This is a genomic window from Bradyrhizobium sp. ORS 285 (genome assembly GCF_900176205.1).
GTDB lineage: Bacteria > Pseudomonadota > Alphaproteobacteria > Rhizobiales > Xanthobacteraceae > Bradyrhizobium.
On record NZ_LT859959.1, the window covers coordinates 5,134,213 to 5,151,534 of the forward strand.

Genomic DNA, 17,322 nt, shown 5'->3' on the forward strand with positions numbered 1-17,322 from the left:
GGATTGCCGAGCGACCACGCTTTGTGCGACGCAATTAATTAAGCCCTTGTTTTTGTTTCTTGAATCGTGCCGCCTGTTTGCGTTGCAGCGTGCACAAGGAATATTCGATTTGCTTTCCAAGAAAGAGAATGGCTCTATCATCTGATATTCAGATGGAGCGTCGCGTGGCCGTCAGTCTTCGCCAAATCCGCTATTTCGTCGCCACGGCCGAGCAGGGCCAGATCACCCAGGCCGCCTCCGCGCTGTCGATCTCGCAATCTGCGATCACCACCTCGATCAAGGAGCTCGAGGAGATTGTCGGCGCCGAGCTGTTCAGCCGCTCGCCGCAGGGCATGGAGCTCACCCCCATCGGACGACAATTCCTGTTTCACGCCTACGACATCCTCAACAAGGTCGAGGAAGCGACCTCGCTGCGCGTGCCCGCCGGCGACGTCGAGGGCAGCCTGACGCTCGCGGCCACCTACACCGTGATCGGCTACTTCCTGCCCAATCATCTCGAACGGCTGAAGCGCCATTATCCGCGGTTGAAGATCCAGTTGTTCGAGCTGACGCGCGAGGCGATCGAGGAAGGGCTGCTGTCGAACCGCTACGACATCGCGGTGCTGCTGACGTCGAACGTGCAGAATCCGGACCTCACCATGGAGACGCTGATCGGCTCCCGGCGGCGGTTATGGGTGCCGTCGAAGCACCGGCTGCTCCAACGCGAGTCTGTGTCGCTGCAGGACGTCGCCGCCGAGCCCTACATCATGCTGACGGTCGACGAGGCCGCACACACCTCGCTCAAATACTGGAACAAGACGGCGTTTCAGCCAAACGTGGTGCTGCGGACGTCCTCGGTGGAAGCCGTGCGCTCGATGGTCGCGAACGGCCAGGGTGTCGCCATCCTCTCCGACATGGTGCTACGTCCGTGGTCGCTGGAGGGCCGGCGGATCGAGACCATCGTGCTCAGCGATCCCGTGCCGGCGATGGATGTCGGTCTCGCCTGGCGGCGAAACATCGAGTTCACCCCGGCCATGGAGGTGTTCCGCTCCTATTTCCGTCAGGCGTTCTATATCCCGACGCTGCGGTAGAGGGGGCGAAGGAAGCCGTCCGCGGCGTAGGCAATCCGCGCCTCATCTTCGTGCAGGTCGTGCGCTTGCCGGTCACGATCATTCGTGTACGAATGACCAGAACCGGCTTGATGCTGCGCCGCGTGCAGGCGCAACATGCCGCAAAATGCTTCGCCAGGAGAGAAGGACACCCCGATGGCTCACGACGCGCCGCAAGCGACCGGTCCCAGCAAGCTGGTCATCCGCAACATCGGCTTGATGCTGTCAGGCGCGCTGGAACGGCCGATCCTGGATGCGGACACCATCGTCGCCGAGAACGGCAAGATCACCGCCATTGGCCGCTATAAGGATGTCGATACCTCGGGCGCGACCACCATCGTCGACGCCCATGGCACGACCGTCGCACCCGGCCTGATCGACAGCCACGTTCATCCCGTCGCCGGCGACTGGACGCCGCGGCAGAACCAGAGCAACTGGATCGACTCCTACCTGCATGGCGGCGTCACCACGATGATCTCCGCCGGCGAGGTGCACATGCCCGGCCGTCCGCGCGACGTCGTCGGCCTGAAGGCGATGGCGATCTTCGCGCAGCGCGCGTTCTGGACGCTGCGTCCCGGCGGCGTGAAGGTGCATGCGGGCGCGCCCGTGATCGAATGCGAGATGGTCGAGGACGACTTCAAGGAGCTCGCCGCCGCCGGCGTCAAGCTGCTCGGCGAGGTCGGTCTCGGCGGCGTCAAGGACGGCCCGACCGCGCGCAAGATGGTCGGCTGGGCGCGCAAATACGGCATCCAGAGCACCATCCACACCGGCGGCCCGTCCATCCCCGGCTCCGGCCTGATCGACAAGGACGTCGTGCTGGAAGCCGGCACCGACGTCATCGGGCACATCAATGGCGGCCACACTGCCCTGCCCGACGATCAGATCCGCTGCATCTGCGAGGGCTGCAAGGCCGGGCTCGAGCTGGTGCACAACGGCAATGAGCGCTCGGCGCTGTTTACGCTACGCACCGCGCGCGAGATGAACGAGCTCAACCGCGTCATCCTCGGCACCGACGCCCCCGCCGGCTCCGGCGTGCAGCCGCTCGGCATCCTGCGCATGGTGTCGCTGCTGTCCTCGCTCGGCGACATCCCCGCGGAGATCGCGTTCTGCTTCGCCACCGGCAACACCGCGCGGATGCGCGAGCTCGATTGCGGTTTGATCGAAGTGGGCCGCTCCGCCGACTTCGTCATCATGGACAAGGCGCAGCATTCGCCGGCGAAAACCCTGCTCGACAGCGTCCAGCTCGGCGACCTCCCGGGCATCGGCATGACCATCATCGACGGCATCGTCCGCACCCAGCGCAGCCGGAACACGCCGCCGGCAACGAAGATCCCGGAGATCGTGGCGAAGTAGTTGCCCACGTCTCTCGACGCCGTGACTGCGAGTACAGTGTCTGTGAATGCGCCCTCTCCCCTTGTGGGAGAGGGCATGTTGGACAGAGCAGCATACTCGGTTGGGTGAGGGGTTCTCAGCGCGAGCGTCACTCGCGGACAGGACCCCTCACCCAACCGCACGCATGGATGGGCCGTCGATGCCCTCTCCCACAAGGGGAGAGGGCGCTGTATCTGACAGCCAATCACAACGACGCAATGAGTTTGGCGAAGAACTGTAGGGTGGGCAAAGCGGCGCCGTCAGGCGGCGCGTGCCCACCGTTGGCAGAGGTGGCCTTGGTGAGAATGGTGGGCACGCTTCGCTTTGCCCACCCTACGAGAGCTGCCCGCTGGACTACCGCAGCCGGCTCAACAACGACAGCAACGTCTCGCGCTCCTTCGCGTCCAGTGGCGCAAGTGTTCCCTTCGATATCGCAAGCGCCAGGGGTGCGGTCTTTTCTGCGAGTTGTTGCCCTGCGCGCGTCAAGCTCACCAGCAGTCGCCGGCCGTCTTGCGGATCAGCGCTTGTCTCAGTGAGACCGCGCGCGGTCAGCCGATCGATCACGCCCTTGATGGTCGCGACATCCATCGCCGTGAGTCGCCCGAGCTGGTTCTGCGAGCACGGCCCCGTTTCGACCAGCTTGGACAGCGCCGCCCATTGGGTCGGCGTCAGGTTGCTGCCGATGTCGCGGGCGAAGATCATGGTGTGGCGCTGCCAGACCTGGCGCAGGATGAAGCCGATCTGGTCGTCCAGCACGTAGTTCGATTTGGCCGGCTTGGCGGCGGTCTTCACGACAGCTTTCGCCGGCTTCGGTGCAACCTTGGTCGCTTTTGTCGATCGCTTCAGCGCGGCCGTCTTCGCCATTGTCCCCTCGCCTCAGATCGACAGATGCGCGTCGCGGATATCCGGCCGCGCGTCAAGCTCGGCCATGGTGCCGGCAAAGCAGATGCGGCCACGCTCGATGATATAGGCGCGATCCGAGATCAGCTTCGCGAAATGCAGGTTCTGCTCGGACACGACCAGCGACACGCCTTCCTTTTTCATCGTCAGGATGGCATCAACCATCTGCTCGACGATCTTCGGCGACAGCCCCTCCGACGGCTCGTCGAGCAGCACCAGCGACGGATTGCCCATCAAGGTGCGGGCGATGGTCAGCATCTGCTGCTCGCCGCCGCTCATGCGTCCGCCCGGCCGGTTTCTCATCTCGCCGAGATTGGGAAACAGCTTGTACAGCTTCTCGCGCGTCCATTGCGGCGCGCCCGGCCGCGGCTTCTGCCGGCCGACTTCGAGATTCTCCTCCACCGTCAGATCGGTGAAGATGCGCCGCTCCTCCGGCACGTAGCCGAGACCGGCTCGGACGATCTCATGCGTCGGCGCGCTCGAGATGTCCTTGCCTTCGAACATGATCTGCCCGTCGCGCAACGCGACGAGGCCGACGATCGAGCGGAAGGTCGTCGACTTGCCGGCGCCGTTGCGGCCGAGCAGTGCTACCACCTCGCCCTCGCCGACCTCCAGCCCGATATCGAACAGGATGTGCGCCGGGCCGTAATGGCTGTTCAGATTGGAAACGGACAGCTTCATGCCGAGGCTCCCTCGCGATGCCGGGCATCGTACAGCAGGCCTTCGCCGAGATAGATCGCCTGTACCTCGCGGTTGGCGCGCACCTCGGCCGGCGAGCCCTGCGTGATCAGGCTGCCGCGGTTGAGCACGAGAATGCGGTCGGCATGCTCGAACACCACGTCCATGTCGTGCTCGGTGAACAATACGCCGATCGACTGCTCGCGCGCGATCTTCGCCGTCAGCCGCATCAGCTCGACACGCTCGCGCGGCGCCATGCCGGCGGTCGGCTCGTCCATCAACAACAGCTTGGGTTGATTGGCCAGCGCGATCGCGAGCTCCAGCCGCTTGAGATCGCCATAAGCCAGTTCGCCGCAGGGACGCTCGGCATAGCCGGCCATGCCGACGAGATCGAGCAGACGATCAGCTTCGCCGCGTTCGATGCCGATCATCGGGCTCCAGAAATCGAACAGCCGGCGATGGTGCGACACCAGCGCAACTTGAATGTTTTCGCGCACGGTCATGGTCGGGTAGGTCGCGGTGATCTGGAAGGTGCGCCCCACACCCAGCCGCCAGACTTCGCGCGGCTTGCGGCCGGTGGTCTCCTGCCCCATCACGGTGATGCGGCCGCTGTCCGGCACGTTCTGACCGTTGAGCATATCGAAGCAGGTGCTCTTACCCGCGCCGTTCGGGCCGATCAGCGCGAGGATCTCGCCGGCCTGCAGCATGAACGACACATTGCGTACGGCATGAATGCCGCCGTAGGATTTGGTCAGGCCCTCGACCGAGAGCAGCGATACACCGAGACTCATTGCGCGCCCTCCATCTTCGCCGAGAGCGCCGCCGGCTTGGGCGCCGCCGCACGCCGCCGGTGCATGACGCTCTCGACGACGCCAACGATGCCCTTCGGGAACACCACGACGATCAGCACGACGAAGATGCCGAGTACGAGCTTCGACCAGTCGGTCTGGCTGACCAGCCAGATGTTGAGCGCCTTGTAGACGATGGCGCCGAAGATCGCGCCGGGCACCGTCTCGACTCCGCCGAGCAGCACCATGACCAGCGCATCGACCGACAGCGAAATGCCCATGTTGTCCGGGAAGACGCTGCCCTTGAGATAGGCGAACAGCGCGCCGCCGATGCCGGCCGTGGTGCCGGCGATGATGAAGGCCGTCCACTGGATGCGCTTGCCGTTGATGCCGATGGACTCGCTGCGCAGCGGCGAGTCGCGCATGCCGCGCAGGGCGTAGCCGAACGGCGAGAAGGTGATGAGGCGCAGCACGCTGACGACGAAGGCGGAGACGCCGAGCGCGAGCCAGTAGAAATGCGACGGCGAGGCCGCCCACTTCTCCGGCCAGAGCCCGAGGATGCCGTTGTCGCCGCCAGTCACGGCGACCCATTGGAACGCGATCGACCAGACGATCTGGGCAAAGGCCAGCGTCAGCATCGCGAAGTACACGCCGGAGAGCTGCACGGCGAAGGCCCCGAACACGGCCGCGCCCGCCGCACCCAACAGAGGTCCAAGCAACAGACAGGCGATCATCGGCAGTCCCGCCATCTTGGCGAGGAACGCGACGCCGTAGGCACCGAGGCCGAAATAGGCGGCGTGGCCGAACGAAGCGAGGCCGCCGACCGCCATGAGGAAGTGGAGGGAGGCGGCAAAGATCACGAAGATCGCGATCTCAGAGCCGACGGTCAGCGCGTAGTTGCCGGCAATGAAGGGCAGCATCGCGGCGAACGCCAGCGCGACCAGAGAGGCAAGACGCTCGACGGAGCTCAGCGGACGCCAGGGAATGACGGTGAGACCCGGCGTGCGGCGCGCCGGCGCCTCCTTCTTGCCGAACAGGCCCCAGGGGCGCACGACCAGCACGACCGCCATCACCAGGAAGACCAGGATGAGCGAGATCGTCGGGAAGATCAGGATGCCGAAGGCGTTGAGCTCGGACACCAGCACCGCGGCGACGAAGGCGCCCAAAATGCTGCCGAGGCCGCCGATCACGACCACGACGAACACCTCGACGATGATGCGCAGGTCCATCGCGTGATGGACGGCATCACGCGGGATCTGCAGCGCGCCGCCGAGCGCGGCGAGGAAGACGCCAACCGCGAAGACCGAGGTGAACAGCCACTTCTGATTGACGCCGAGCGCCGCGACCATGTCGCGGTCCTGTGTCGCCGCGCGCACCAGGATGCCCCAGCGGGTACGCTGGAACAGCAGCCACAGCGCGCCGAGCACGACGGGCCCAAGCACGATCAGGAACAGGTCGTAGCTGGGAATGTTCTGGCCGAAGAAATCGACGGCGCCCTTGAAGCCCGGCGCACGGCGGCCGACGAGATCGTCGGGCCCCCAGATCAGCACGACGAGGTCCTCGACCATCAACGTCAGGCCGAATGTCCCGAGCAATTGGAACAGCTCCGGCGCATGATAGATCCGGCGCAGCAGCACGATCTCGACCAGCACGCCGATCACGGCGACCGCAAGTGCGGCGACGACAATGCCGCCCCAAAAGCCGAGCGGACCGGACAGCCGCTCGGTCAGCGAGAACGCCACATAGGCGCCGAGCATGTAGAACGCGCCGTGCGCAAAATTCACGATGCGGGTGACGCCAAAGATGATCGACAGTCCCGACGCCACCAGGAACAGCGAAGCCGCGCTGGCAAGGCCGGTCAGGAACTGGACGAAGTAAAAGGCCATGGGCGGTCCGCGTGAAGAGATCGTCTGTGTCGAATGAGCCGCGTGGAAGCTTGCATGATGAGCCGCAAGCGTGGGGTGAGGGTCCTCGGCCTGAACCTGTAGATCAGGCGTCAAAATCCCTCACCCCGCCCGCTCTCCTCCGCGGGAGGAGGAGGCAGGAAGGCGTCGAGAACGCGTGGCTCAGTCCTTTGGACGGAGCTTGGCGACGTCCGCGTCGCTCGGGAGATAGTCCGAGCCCTTGCGGTAGACGGTGTCGACCATGATGCCCTTGCCGTCCTTCAGCGCGGTCTTGCCGACGAAGGCGCCGAGCGTCGACTGGTGGTCGTTCTTGCGGAAGGTGATCTCGCCGAACGGCGACGGCACGGAGAGCCCTTCCGCGGCGGCGATCAGCTTGTCGGCATCGGTCGAGCCGGCCTTGGCGAGAATGGCGGCCGCCGACTTGATGGTCTGGTAGCCGACGATCGAGCCGAGGCGCGGATAGTCGTTGTACTTGGCCTGATAGGCCTTCAGGAACGCGTCATGCTCGGGCGTCTTGATCGAGTACCAGGGATAGCCGGTGACGATCCAGCCTTCCGGCGTCTCGTCCTTGAGCGGATCGAGATATTCCGGCTCGCCGGTCAGGAAGCTGACGACCTTGCGATCCTTGAACAGGCCGCGGGTGTTGCCCTCGCGGACGAGCTTCACGAGGTCGGCGCCGAAGGTGACGTTGAGGATCGCTTCCGGATTGGCGGCGGCAACGGCCTGTACGACAGGACCAGCGTCGATCTTGCCCTGCGGCGGCCACTGCTCGTCGACCCACTGGATGTCCGGGCGCTTCTCCGACAAGAGCTTCTTGAACACGGCAACGGCCGACTGGCCATACTCGTAGTTCGGCGCGATCGTCGCCCAGCGCTTGGCGGGCAGCTTGGCGGCTTCCTCGACCAGCATCGCGGCCTGCATGTAGTTCGAGGGACGCAGGCGGAAGGTGTATTTGTTGCCCTTCGACCAGGTTATGGCGTCGGTCAGCGGTTCGGCCGCCAGAAAGAACACCTTCTTCTGGTTGGCGAAGTCGCTGACGGCAAGCCCGATGTTCGACAGGAAGGTGCCCGCGAGCATCGCGACGTTCTCGCTCGACACCAGCTCGTTGGCCGCGGTCTGGGCGTCGGCCGGCTTGCCGCTGTCGTCCTTGGAGACGACGACGAGCTTCTTGCCGTTGATGCCGCCGGCCGCATTGACCTCCTCGACCGCGAGCTGCCAACCCTTGCGGTAGGGCTCGGTGAAGGCCGGCAGCAGCGAGTAGCTGTTGATCTCGCCGATCTTGATGACGTCCTCGGCGCGAGCCGCGCCCGCCAGTCCCGCGACGGCAAGGCCCAAGCCTGCCGCAAGCATCGTTCTCCGTCGCATCCCTTCAGCCTCCAGTTTTGATTTCACTATTCTTGAGCATGCTCTTGTCGGAAAACCGGTACCCACTTTTCCGGAGCATGCTCGATTATCGTAGACCGTCGTCGCCCTTGATTTCAGCGACCGTGAGCCCGCCGACCCGCGGAAGCGGACGCCCGCTGTCGGTGACGGCGAGCGCGACCATGATCTCGTTGGCGCGCGGCGCATCGTTGATCTGCACCTCCATGCCGTCGAAATGACTGCGCACGAAGGCGGCGTCCTTGTGCCCCAACGGAATGTCGAGCGTGCAACCGACGCCGCCGCGCTTCTTCGAAGACGGGATCAGCGCCGCGCCCTTGCCGAGCACCTTGCGCACCGGCGCGCCCATCTTCGGATGCAGGATCGCCGCGGCATGCTCCAGCTCGCCGTCGCTGCCGACGGCGGCGGCCTTGCCGTAGCTGTGCGCGGCGGGCCCTTCGATTCCGAGTGCTGCGACCGCGCGCTTCGCCAGCATCTCGCCGAGTTCCTCGCCGATCGCGATCAGCGGCGAGAGATCCTCGACATAGCGGCCGGCGAACGGGTTCTCGATCACGGCGACCGCCGCGGCGCGGCGCGTCGGCGGCGAGACGGCCTTGCCCATCTCGTGATGGACTTCTTCGACCACGGTCACGATCTTGCGGATGACGGCGCTCATCGTCGGCAGTTCCTCATGTTCCTGTCCATCACGGATCAAACCTCACGCCGCCGCCGCCCGCAACCGCGACGGATTGACGATTTCGATCGGGCGCGGACCGACGACGCGGATGGCCCCGCCAAGCTGGAGGACCGCGCCTTCGATCAGGCCAGCCGCCAGCAGGGCCCGCGCAGAGCACTCGCCCGACGTCAGGGCCGTCCCTACATCAGTATCGCTGAGGTCGCCGACCTCGCGTGTGACGAGCCGCTGACCGAGGTCGCTGTCCGGCTGAAGTTCGCAGGCCGGACGGCGGATGACGGCGGGATGGCCGGGCAGATCCACCGCGTTGCCGATGACGGTCGCCGCGGCGTCTGCCTGCGCGGCGGTTTTGGCCAGCACCGTGACAGCATCGGCGATGCCGAGCGAAAAGCTGCGGCCGTGACGGCCGGACGTGGCAACGCCGCCGATTTCGTCGTTCGCGCGCAACGTCATTCGGCGCATGGTTCCGGCGCTGTCCGGCCGATCCATCAGCCCCACGCTGAACGTCGCGGCGTCGCGCAAATGCAGCGCGATATCGCCGCCATTGTTGACATAGGCGCGTGTCAGTTTCGCCTTGCTCACCATCGCGCCGAGGATTTCTTCCGCCACCGCACCAGCGACCGCCGCCATCGGCGTGATGAACATCTCGGCCGCAAACGGCGCCACAGCTGCATGCATGCGACGGGCAACGACACCGTTCAGCGAACAAAAATCCAGGTCGGCGGCCTTGCGCAGCTCCCGCAGTTCCGAACAGAGCTCATCGAGCAGACCCGTAAAGCGCCCCGCGGCAGCCTGATAAGCGGCGCGGATCTCGGCCTCCGGACCGTCAGCGCCGATGATCAGATCGATCGGGCCGTCCTGCAAATGCAGCCGCCGATCCGACAACAGCGCGATCTGAGGCTGACGGCTCATGCGCCCTGTCCCGGCCAAGGCAACTGGCGGATATCCTTGCTGACATCCTTCAACGACGCGAGCGGCTGGACGTAGTCCATGTGGCCGCCGAGCGCCTCATAGTCCGACAGCTTCATCGTGAATTCGATCGGCGCCACCAGCGCCGGCGTCGGCACATAGCCGAATGCGCCCGCCGGCATCTGCGTCACGTCGACCATGTAGGTGATGCCGCCGCCCGGCCAGACATAGACCGGCGCGCCGCCCGAGGTGACGCGCGTCAGCGCATCCTTGACCGAGCGCGTCAGCCGCACAGGATTGTCGGTGACCCCTGCGCGCAGCGAACCGCCGGCGCCGGCCATGAAAAGAACCGTACACAGCGCCGGCTCGCAATTCTCCTGAATGCGATCGACCGAGAACTGCAGCTCCGGAGGCATCTCGCGCTGCACCGGCTTAAGCGTTTCATCGAGCACGTAGTAACCGGCATGCTCGCCGGTGGTCGACACCATCAGCAGAGTCGTCCCGGGCTTCGCCGTCTTCGGATCGAACGGCCCGAGAATCGACAGCGGATCGGAAATGTCGGTGCCACCCCAGCCGGTGCCGGGCTGCGCGACCTGGAAATACCGGCCCGGCGTCGAACGCCGGCCCTTCATCTTGATCCCCGTCGAGGGAATGTCGAGCAGCTTGCCGGCCTGGTGCTCCGACAGCACCCCCGTGATGTGGTCGTCGACCACGACGACCTCGTCGACCTTGCCCTGCCACTGCTTGGCGAACATGCCGATCGTGGCCGAGCCGCAGCCGACGCGCATGCGCTCTTCCTTGACGCCGTTGACGATCGGAGGCTGCCCAGCCTGCACGATCACGCTGGCGCCGCCGTCGATGGTGAGCTCGACCGCCTTTCGGTTGCTGAGATCCATCAGCGCGTCGCAGGTGACGCGCCCCTCCTTCTTCGACCCGCCGGTGAGGTGGTGCACGCCACCGAGCGACAGCATCTGCGAGCCGTATTCGCTGGTCGTGACGTGCCCCACGGCCTCACCGTCGACACGCACGGTCGCCGCTTCCGGCCCGAGATAGCGATCGGTGTCGATCTTCACCTTCACGCCGCAATAGCTGAAGATGCCTTCGGTCACGACGGTGACCATGTCGACGCCTTCCACCTGCGACGACACGATGAACGGCGCAGGCTTGTAGTCTGGATAGGTCGTGCCGGCTCCGATCGCGGTGACGAACAGCTCCGGCTGATGCACGATCTTGCCGTCCCAGTCGCCGCTCGCCTGGAACAGCACAAGCTTGCCGCCATGGGAGACGGTGCGCTCCAGCAGGATGTGCGGATCGACGCGCACCAGCACGCCGTCCTGATTGGCGTAGCGATCGCACGCGCCCGCCGCGCCCGGCTTGATGTAGCACATCACCGGACAGGCATCGCAGCGGATCTTGTCCCCTGCAGCGTCGCTCGCCGTCTCAGTCATCATGCGGAGAAGCCCATCCTGGAGCGGTGGCAGCGGCCGTCGCCAGCACGCCACGGCAATTCGTTCGTATACGAATGATGTCGCGCCGCTTCGCCGACTGTCAAGCGCCGCCGCGAGCGAAAAGCAGGTTTGCCGGATAATCGATCAGTTTGCCCTGCACAATGGCGACAAATCGTGCACACGCTGCAATGCGAAACGCGGTACTTGCATGTTAGTACACAAACGATAGGCTCCGGTCGACGCGATCGCATCCTCGTTAACAATATCATAGCGGACGACAGAAGGGCATGACGCGAGCTCCGATTCGGCTGACCGTGAACGGACAGACGCATGACGTCGCCGCCGCGCCGGACACGCCCCTGCTCAACGTGCTGCGCAACGACCTCGCTCTGAACGGCCCGAAATACGGCTGCGGCCTCGGCGAGTGCGGCGCGTGCACCGTGCTGATCGACGGCCGCGCCGCGCGCTCCTGCGTCATCCCGATCGAAGGCTGCGCCGGCCGCAGCGTCACCACACTGGAAGGGCTCGGCTCGCGCGAAACACCAGATCCAGTGCAGCAGGCCTTCATCGCCGAGCAGGCCGCCCAATGCGGCTATTGCCTGAACGGCATGATCATGACGACCAAGGCGCTGCTGGCGATCAAGCCCGATCCGTCGCTCGACGAGATCAAGCAGGCGCTGCGCTACAATCTCTGCCGCTGCGGCGCCCATGTCGAAATTCTCCGCGCGGCGATGCGCGCGGCCGGCCACACGCTCGAGGCGCTGGACTGATGACCGAGCGCCTCACTCCCACGGCCGATGATCCGCGCGGCATGCTGAGCATCGAGCGCCGCGTTGCCGACGGCTCGTCCGAAACCTTCATCAGAATCACTGCGGCCGGCGAGGTCTCGGCCTTCAACGGGCACGTCGATCTCGGCACCGGCATTCGCACCGCCCTGGGACAGATCGTCGCAGAAGAGCTCGACGTCTCGTTCGCGCGTGTGGTGGTCGTGCTCGGCGATACCGCCGTCGTGCCCAACCAGGGCGCAACGATCGCCAGCGAGACCATCCAGATCACCGCGGTGCCGCTGCGCAAGGCGGCGGCGCAGGCGCGCGCGTTTCTGCTGGCGCGGGCTGCGGTGCAGCTCGGCCTTGCCGTCGAGGATCTGACCGTCGAGGACGGCCTGGTTCGCGGCCCCAACAATCGCGTACTCAGCTACGGCGAGCTGATCGGCAACGACACCATCCGCCTCGAATTGGCCGAAGATGTCGCCGTCAAATCCGTCGACAACTATCAGGTCGTCGGCCGCTCAGTGCCGCGCGTCGACCTGCCGGCGAAAGCGACCGGCGAGCCGACTTACGTCCATGACGTGCGCGTTCCCGGCATGCTGCATGGCCGCGTCGTGCGTCCGCCGTATGTCGGCGTCGATGCCGGTCCCTTCATCGGCACAAGCCTGATCGGCGTCGACAAGGACTCCGTACGCGACGTGTCCGGCCTGGTCGACATCGTCGTAATCGGTGATTTCATCGGCGTCGTCGCCGAGCGCGAGGAGCAGGCGATCCTTGCCGCCGAGCGCCTCCAGGTGAACTGGAAGCCGGTGCCAACGTTGCGCGATCTTGACGACGTCGAGAACGCGCTACGCGCCAATCCGTCCGAACCTCGCCGGCTGCTCGACAAAGGCAACGTCGATGCCGCCATCGAAGGCGCCGCGAAGCCGATGCGGCGGACCTATCTGTGGCCGTATCAGATGCACGGCTCGATCGGGCCGTCCTGCGCGGTCGCCGATGTTCGCGACGGCCACATCCGCATCTATTCGGGGACGCAGAACCCGCACCTCCTGCGCGCCGATCTCGCCAAGCTGATCGACTGCCCCGAGCACCAGATCGAGCTGATCCGGTTGGAGGCCGCCGGCTGCTACGGCCGTAATTGCGCCGATGACGTCACCGCCGATGCGCTGCTGCTGTCGCGCGCGGTCGGCCGTCCCGTGCGCGTGCAGCTCACGCGCGAGCAGGAGCATGTGTGGGAGCCGAAGGGCACCGCGCAGCTGATGGACGTCAATGGCGGCCTCAATGCCGACGGCTCGGTGGCGGCCTATGAGTTCGCCACCCGCTATCCCTCGAACGGCGCGCCGACCCTAGCGCTGCTGCTGACGGGACGCATCGCGCCGGAGCCGGCCGTGTTCGAGATGGGCGACCGCACGGCGATCCCACCTTACGATTATGACCATATGCGCGTGACTGCGCATGACATGCCGCCGATCGTCCGCGCCTCCTGGATCCGCGGCGTCTCGGCGCTGCCCAACACCTTTGCGCACGAATCCTATATCGACGAGCTCGCCGCCGAGGCGGAGGTCGATCCGATCGAATACCGGCTGCGCTATCTGAAGGACGAACGCGCGCGCGACCTCGTCAACGCCGTCGCCGAGCGCGCCAGCTGGACGCCGCGCCCGGTGCGCCAGGAGAAGACGCCCGAGAATGGCGTCGTGCACGGCCGCGGGTTCGCCTACGCGCTTTACGTCCACAGCAAGTTTCCCGGCTACGGCGCGGCTTGGTCGGCGTGGATCGCCGACGTCGCCGTCAACACCACGACCGGCGACGTCAGCGTCACGCGCGTGATCGCCGGCCAGGATTCCGGCCTGATGATCAATCCGGACGGCGTGCGCCATCAGATCGAAGGCAACGTCATCCAGTCGACCAGCCGGGCGCTGATGGAGGAGGTCCCCTTCTCCCGCGGCAAGGTGGCGGCACGGGAATGGGGCGCCTATCCGATCATCACTTTCCCCGACGTGCCCAAGATCGACGTGCTGATGCTGCCGCGGCCGGACCAGCCGCCGCTCGGCGTCGGCGAGTCCGCGTCAGTACCGAGCGCCGCCGCGATCGCCAATGCGGTCTATGACGCCACCGGCGTGCGCTTCCGCGAGCCGCCATTCACGCCGGAGCGCATCCTGAAAGGTCTGCGCGGCGAACAGCTCGAGCCAGCCAAGCCACAGCCGCTGCCCGCGCCGGACAAGCCCGCGGCCACTTGGATCAAGCCTTTCGCCAGGCGCGGCGGCCTTATCGCCAGCGCGGTTGCGGCCTGTGCCGCGGCCATCGGTGTCGCGACGGCCGTGCTGCCGTGGCGCGCCATCGCACCGATCACCCGTCCCGATCCCTCGGTCTATTCCGCAGCGACCATCGCACGCGGCGAGTCGCTCGCGGCGCTCGGCAATTGCGCTGTCTGCCACACCTCCGATGGCGGCTTGATCAATGCCGGCGGCCGCGCGCTGGAGACGCCGTTCGGCACGATCTTCAGCACCAACATCACGCCCGACGTCGAGACCGGTATCGGCGCGTGGTCCTATCCGGCCTTCGAGCGCGCGATGCGCGAGGGCGTGCATCGCGACGGCCGGCAGCTCTATCCGGCGTTCCCCTACACTCATTTCGCGCGCACCAGCGACGCCGATCTGCAGGCGCTCTACGCCTATCTGATGGCGCAGTCGCCCGTGCGGCAACAGACGCCTGACAATGCACTGCGCTTCCCATTCAACCTGCGGCCGCTGGTTGCCGGCTGGAATGCGCTGTTTCACAGTACTGAAACCTTCAAGCCCGATCCGACCCGATCCGAGCAGTGGAATCGCGGCTTCTATCTGGTCGAGAGCCTCGGCCATTGCAGCGCCTGCCACTCGCCAAGAAATGCGCTCGGCGCCGAGCAGCGCGATGCCTATCTCGCTGGCGGCTTCGCCGACGGCTGGGAAGCGCCGGCGCTCACCGCGCTCTCTTCAGCGCCGATCCCGTGGACCGAGGACGAACTCGCCATCTATCTCCGCACCGGCCAGTCGCGCTTCCACGGCGTGACCGCCGGACCGATGGCGCCGATCGTCAAGGATCTCGCCACGCTGCCCGATGCGGATATCCGCGCGATGGCGACCTATCTTGCTTCATTTCAGCAGACGGCACCCGAGCCGGCAAAGCTGGAAGCGATCGCCAGGGAGTTGGAAACACGGACGAAGGTGACCTCCGCGTCGTCTCCCGCCGCGCGGCTCTATCTCGGCGCCTGCGCCGTGTGTCACGAAGTCGGCGGACTGCCGCTGTTCGGCAGCCGGCCGTCGCTCGCGCTCAACAGCAATCTGCACAGCGCCACGCCTGACAATCTGATCCAGGTGATCCTGCACGGCATCATGAAGCCGGCCTCCTCCGACCTCGGCTACATGCCGGCGTTCAAGGACCATCTGAGCGACGCGCAGCTCGCCGAGCTCGTCTCCTATCTCCGAGGTCAGTTCGCCCCGGACAAGCCGGCCTGGACCGACGTGGATGCCGCCGTCAGCCGCATCCGGTCGGCCACGCCGCATTGAGGCCGACGATGCTACCGGCGCTGGCGCCAAGACCACCACCCTGACGCGCAATCGGGCATCTTTCTGCCCCCAATTTCGTCTTGCGGCAGATGCCTTGCCGCTTCTAGAATTTGGCACTACGTTCCGAAAAATGGAACAAACGGTATCATCATGAGCGCCCTGACCAACGCAATCGACATCCTTCGCTGCTTCTCGACGACGCGGCCCGACCTCTCCTTCGCCGACGTCCAGGGCCTGACCGGCAAGCCGAAGAGCTCGACCTCACGCCTGCTCCGCTCGCTGCGCGATTGCGGCCTGCTCGAGCAGGACCCGCACACCCGCCGCTATCGCCCGGGCCTGCTGACCTTCGAACTTGGCCGCCTGCACCGCGCCCATGACGACCTGCTCGCCATTGCCGAGCGCGAGCTTCGCGACGTCTGCGCGCGCACCGGTCACACCGGCTACATCGCGGTGCTCGACGGCTATCAGCAGGTCGTGCTGCGCATCGTGCCGGGCTCCAACCCGCTGCGCGTCGTCAATCCGCCGGGCCAGCGCACGCCGGCGATCGTCACCTCCAATGGCCGCGCGATGCTGGCCCGCCTGTCGGATCAGGAGATCCGCGCGCGCGTGCCGCTCGACTATCCGAAGGTCCCAGCCAACTCGCCGCAGAACTTCAATGAGCTGATGGCGCGGCTGAACGAGATCCGCCGGACCGGCATCTCGGACGCGGCCGATGAGGCCATCGAAGGCGTGGGCTCGCAGGGCTTTGCGCTGTCGAGCGGCGAGAGCGGCGAGCTGATCGGCATCGCCGTGTCGTATTCGGTGCAGGCCACGACCGAGATCGAGCGCGCCAATGTCCGCCGCGAGCTCAACGCCATGGCCACGAAGCTGCGGCGCATGACCGGCGATCCGCTGGGCCAGACCATCGAGCAGTTGGCCGGGCTGGCCTCCTGATGCCGACGACCAGTGCGCCGCGCGTCAACAGCCTTGCCCTGTTGATCCTGCCAAGCGCGCTGCTGTTCGCGTTGTTCTTCTTCCTGCCGATCGGGCTGATGGCCGTCATGAGCGTGCTGACGGGAAATCCCGTCGTCATGCCCAATGTCGGCTTCACCACCAAGCACTATGCCCGCATGGGCAACGACAGCTATTATCTCGAGGTGATCTGGACCACGCTCCGGATCGGCCTCTGGACGACCTTGGTCGCGCTCGTGATCGGCTATCCGCTGGCGCATTGGATGGCGCGGATCAAGAGCCGCACCGGCCATGCCTTGCTGCTGATGGCCGTGCTGGCGCCGATGCTGACCGGCATCGTCGTGCGCACCTTCGCCTGGATGACGCTCCTGTCCGACAAGGGCGTCATCAACCAGACGCTGATCTCGCTCGGGCTGATCACCAAGCCCCTGCAGCTGATGTACAACGAGACCGGGATCGTCATCGGCCTCGTCCACATCTACGTGCCCTTCATGGTGCTCACTCTGACGGGCGTGATCGGCCGCATCGACGAGCGGCTAGAGCAGGCCGCGGAAAACCTCGGTGCGAGCCCCTGGCGCGCCTTCCTCGAAGTCACCCTGCCGCTCAGCCTGCCCGGCATCCTCGCCGGCTCGCTCCTGGTGTTTGCGCTCGCGATCAGCGCCTATGTCACGCCGATCCTGCTCGGCGGCTTCCAGATCATGACCCTGCCGATCCTGATCTACCAGCAGATCTCGGCGAACTTCAACGTCGGCTTCGCGGCGGCGCTCGGCATGGTGCTGCTCGTGATCTCGCTCTCGCTGGTCATTGCCTATAATCACGTGCTCGGCCTCGTCTCCGGCCAGCGCGAGCTGCAGTAGGGCCGGCGATGACAGGTCTCGCGTCCCCGCAGCAAACGCCGCTGGCTCGCCCGATCGAGCTTGCCG

Annotated in this window: 14 protein-coding genes; 6 read left to right on the plus strand and 8 right to left on the minus strand. The window is 65.8% G+C overall.

The annotated features are described in order from the left end of the window. Window positions 1-164 precede the first annotated feature (164 nt). Together BRAD285_RS23000 and BRAD285_RS23005 are read left to right on the plus strand one after the other, a co-directional pair. Complete coding sequence (locus tag BRAD285_RS23000; protein ID WP_035644495.1) at window positions 165-1,070, plus strand: LysR family transcriptional regulator; 906 nt, start codon at window positions 165-167, stop codon at window positions 1,068-1,070. A 174-nt stretch (window positions 1,071-1,244) separates the two neighbouring features. After that, window positions 1,245-2,441, plus strand: a complete 1,197-nt coding sequence (locus BRAD285_RS23005; protein WP_035644473.1) for an amidohydrolase family protein — start codon at window positions 1,245-1,247, stop codon at window positions 2,439-2,441. A 372-nt stretch (window positions 2,442-2,813) separates the two neighbouring features. Here BRAD285_RS23005 and BRAD285_RS23010 read toward each other — a convergent pair whose 3' ends face one another. From BRAD285_RS23010 to BRAD285_RS23045, 8 genes are all read right to left on the minus strand, one after another. Beyond that, window positions 2,814-3,323 (minus strand): MarR family winged helix-turn-helix transcriptional regulator, encoded by a 510-nt coding sequence (locus BRAD285_RS23010; RefSeq protein WP_006609404.1) that lies wholly within the window; start codon window positions 3,321-3,323, stop codon window positions 2,814-2,816. A 12-nt stretch (window positions 3,324-3,335) separates the two neighbouring features. After that, window positions 3,336-4,040, minus strand: coding sequence for an ABC transporter ATP-binding protein (locus BRAD285_RS23015; RefSeq protein ID WP_006609403.1), 705 nt, complete (start codon window positions 4,038-4,040; stop codon window positions 3,336-3,338). Beyond that, complete coding sequence (locus BRAD285_RS23020) at window positions 4,037-4,828, minus strand: ABC transporter ATP-binding protein (RefSeq protein ID WP_006609402.1); 792 nt, start codon at window positions 4,826-4,828, stop codon at window positions 4,037-4,039. The genes BRAD285_RS23015 and BRAD285_RS23020 overlap by 4 nt, the downstream gene beginning before the upstream one ends. After that, entirely contained in the window at window positions 4,825-6,711 is a 1,887-nt protein-coding gene (locus BRAD285_RS23025) for an ABC transporter permease (protein ID WP_006609401.1), read from the minus strand. The genes BRAD285_RS23020 and BRAD285_RS23025 overlap by 4 nt, the downstream gene beginning before the upstream one ends. A 180-nt stretch (window positions 6,712-6,891) precedes the next feature. After that, the gene (locus BRAD285_RS23030; protein ID WP_085962742.1) at window positions 6,892-8,079 is read right to left on the minus strand and encodes an ABC transporter substrate-binding protein; all 1,188 of its coding nucleotides are present in this window, start codon (window positions 8,077-8,079) and stop codon (window positions 6,892-6,894) included. A 100-nt stretch (window positions 8,080-8,179) separates the two neighbouring features. After that, on the minus strand, window positions 8,180-8,764 hold the full coding sequence (locus BRAD285_RS23035) for an amino acid synthesis family protein (RefSeq protein ID WP_035644470.1): 585 nt from the start codon (window positions 8,762-8,764) through the stop codon (window positions 8,180-8,182). A 42-nt stretch (window positions 8,765-8,806) separates the two neighbouring features. Further along, on the minus strand, window positions 8,807-9,694 hold the full coding sequence (locus BRAD285_RS23040) for a UPF0280 family protein (protein ID WP_006609398.1): 888 nt from the start codon (window positions 9,692-9,694) through the stop codon (window positions 8,807-8,809). After that, a complete protein-coding gene (locus BRAD285_RS23045) occupies window positions 9,691-11,142 on the minus strand; it encodes a 6-hydroxynicotinate reductase (protein WP_371507221.1) in 1,452 nt (483 codons plus the stop codon). Before BRAD285_RS23045 ends, BRAD285_RS23040 begins: the two co-directional genes overlap by 4 nt. Window positions 11,143-11,426: 284 nt before the next feature. Between BRAD285_RS23045 and BRAD285_RS23050 the strand changes: the two genes are divergently transcribed. The 4 genes from BRAD285_RS23050 (at window position 11,427) to BRAD285_RS23065 (ending at window position 17,256) form a co-directional block, all read left to right on the plus strand. Then, window positions 11,427-11,909 (plus strand): (2Fe-2S)-binding protein, encoded by a 483-nt coding sequence (locus BRAD285_RS23050; protein WP_006609396.1) that lies wholly within the window; start codon window positions 11,427-11,429, stop codon window positions 11,907-11,909. After that, window positions 11,909-15,448 carry a molybdopterin cofactor-binding domain-containing protein gene (locus BRAD285_RS23055; protein ID WP_006609395.1) on the plus strand — a complete coding sequence of 1,180 codons (3,540 nt, stop codon included), beginning with the start codon at window positions 11,909-11,911 and terminating at the stop codon, window positions 15,446-15,448. The genes BRAD285_RS23050 and BRAD285_RS23055 overlap by 1 nt, the downstream gene beginning before the upstream one ends. Before the next feature lie 150 nt (window positions 15,449-15,598). Then, complete coding sequence (locus BRAD285_RS23060) at window positions 15,599-16,381, plus strand: IclR family transcriptional regulator (RefSeq protein WP_006609394.1); 783 nt, start codon at window positions 15,599-15,601, stop codon at window positions 16,379-16,381. Continuing rightward, complete coding sequence (locus tag BRAD285_RS23065) at window positions 16,381-17,256, plus strand: ABC transporter permease (protein ID WP_006609393.1); 876 nt, start codon at window positions 16,381-16,383, stop codon at window positions 17,254-17,256. The genes BRAD285_RS23060 and BRAD285_RS23065 overlap by 1 nt, the downstream gene beginning before the upstream one ends. Window positions 17,257-17,322: the final 66 nt, after the last annotated feature.

What these genes read in the sequence shown, in the direction of transcription:
- BRAD285_RS23010 (WP_006609404.1), bottom strand. Translation starts at nt 3,323, where the DNA reads ATGGCGAAGACGGCCGCGCTGAAGCGATCGACAAAAGCGACCAAGGTT.
- BRAD285_RS23035 (WP_035644470.1), bottom strand. Translation starts at nt 8,764, where the DNA reads ATGAGCGCCGTCATCCGCAAGATCGTGACCGTGGTCGAAGAAGTCCAT.
- BRAD285_RS23025 (WP_006609401.1), bottom strand. Translation starts at nt 6,711, where the DNA reads ATGGCCTTTTACTTCGTCCAGTTCCTGACCGGCCTTGCCAGCGCGGCT.
- BRAD285_RS23015 (WP_006609403.1), bottom strand. Translation starts at nt 4,040, where the DNA reads ATGAAGCTGTCCGTTTCCAATCTGAACAGCCATTACGGCCCGGCGCAC.
- BRAD285_RS23045 (WP_371507221.1), bottom strand. Translation starts at nt 11,142, where the DNA reads ATGATGACTGAGACGGCGAGCGACGCTGCAGGGGACAAGATCCGCTGC.
- BRAD285_RS23005 (WP_035644473.1), top strand. Translation starts at nt 1,245, where the DNA reads ATGGCTCACGACGCGCCGCAAGCGACCGGTCCCAGCAAGCTGGTCATC.
- BRAD285_RS23020 (WP_006609402.1), bottom strand. Translation starts at nt 4,828, where the DNA reads ATGAGTCTCGGTGTATCGCTGCTCTCGGTCGAGGGCCTGACCAAATCC.
- BRAD285_RS23030 (WP_085962742.1), bottom strand. Translation starts at nt 8,079, where the DNA reads ATGCTTGCGGCAGGCTTGGGCCTTGCCGTCGCGGGACTGGCGGGCGCG.
- BRAD285_RS23050 (WP_006609396.1), top strand. Translation starts at nt 11,427, where the DNA reads ATGACGCGAGCTCCGATTCGGCTGACCGTGAACGGACAGACGCATGAC.
- BRAD285_RS23065 (WP_006609393.1), top strand. Translation starts at nt 16,381, where the DNA reads ATGCCGACGACCAGTGCGCCGCGCGTCAACAGCCTTGCCCTGTTGATC.
- BRAD285_RS23040 (WP_006609398.1), bottom strand. Translation starts at nt 9,694, where the DNA reads ATGAGCCGTCAGCCTCAGATCGCGCTGTTGTCGGATCGGCGGCTGCAT.
- BRAD285_RS23060 (WP_006609394.1), top strand. Translation starts at nt 15,599, where the DNA reads ATGAGCGCCCTGACCAACGCAATCGACATCCTTCGCTGCTTCTCGACG.
- BRAD285_RS23055 (WP_006609395.1), top strand. Translation starts at nt 11,909, where the DNA reads ATGACCGAGCGCCTCACTCCCACGGCCGATGATCCGCGCGGCATGCTG.